This window comes from Streptomyces sp. NTD107 (assembly GCF_059510435.1).
This window is the reverse complement of sequence record NZ_JCAJZV010000039.1, coordinates 1-1,102: the sequence shown is the minus strand read 5'-3', so window position 1 is coordinate 1,102 and position 1,102 is coordinate 1. Positions and strand designations below refer to the sequence as shown.

The 1,102-nt window shown below is 50.2% G+C and carries 2 protein-coding genes; both read left to right on the top strand.

From position 1 onward, the window contains the following. The coding region (locus AC5WRL_RS28065) for a hypothetical protein (protein ID WP_496091492.1) at nt 1-247 on the top strand (247 nt) is incomplete at its 5' end. Between the two features lie 79 nt (nt 248-326). Further along, nucleotides 327-878 carry a pentapeptide repeat-containing protein gene (locus AC5WRL_RS28060; protein ID WP_496091491.1) on the top strand — a complete coding sequence of 184 codons (552 nt, stop codon included), beginning with the start codon at nt 327-329 and terminating at the stop codon, nt 876-878. The last annotated feature ends 224 nt before the right edge of the window (nt 879-1,102 follow it).

The following is a 1,102-nucleotide window of genomic DNA, read 5'->3' as shown; positions in this document are numbered from 1 at the left end:
CATCAAGGGTGTACACTCAGACTATCCACCCTTCAATAATATTCAGGATAAATCAAGACCATTTCAAGGAGCCTACAATCCGGAAAGGGATCATGCAACATGGACCCGGAAGCTATCTCGTCAAATCATAAAAGAGAAACGTATAGTAATTATTGACACTCGGAATGCGAATCAAGCCGCGATAGACGATATTCGATCGATCGTCAACAGCAACGGCTGGGAGAATGATGTCATCTGGTACCCGTGAAAATTGGACACCTCCGAGACTTCCGGACGACCCCGCGAGTACACAACGTCTAGAGGAGTGGCTCGGCTCAACATATACGTTGGATGGCAGCAGTCTTGACTTCCGCGGAGCCGATCTCTCTGGAGGAGACTTCTCAGAATCACTCTTCATCCACGCCAACCTGAAACAGGTAAATCTATCAGAATGTGAATTCTATCGATCAAATCTCGAAGGCGCAGACCTTTCCGGCGCCAACCTCATCGGGGCAGGTCTCGTAAGAGCGAACTTGGATTTTGCCAATCTTCGATCAGCCATACTGGATCAATCGGATATGGCCAAGTGTTCATTCTTTGAAACTGACGCTACCGGCGCATCTTTCAAAGGGGCAAAAATCCTGGCAGCCCCTCTACTGGGCACAAATCTCCGTGGCGCGAATTTGTCCGAAGCCGTCGTCAAACGCAATATTTTCGAAGTTCAAGTAGATGAAAATACTATCTTCACTGGGCTTCGCGGGACCATTTACGGACCGATTCAACTCTTCAGCGGAGGGAACATTCGAGAGGTAGGCGGCAAAGAATTGCAACAATTTATCAATGGTCGAGGGGGAGAAGTGCAAGTAATCGAATCCGAGGAAACTCTCCGCTCTCAGTAAAGGGCGCATCAGTCCAACGAAATCTAACACAACCAAATGGATCGAGCCTGGTGTCCGTATCCGCGTCAGGTGTTTGCTTGGGAATTTTCCATGGGTCGTGTCTGAATGATCCATGGGAGCACATCGGGCAGTTGCTGCCCAACAGGAAACGCCGCTTCCGCTACCCAGGCTGCAAAGGGTTGCCCGCGTCGGCAACTTCCTCGACGTCCCCAGCCACATGCTCC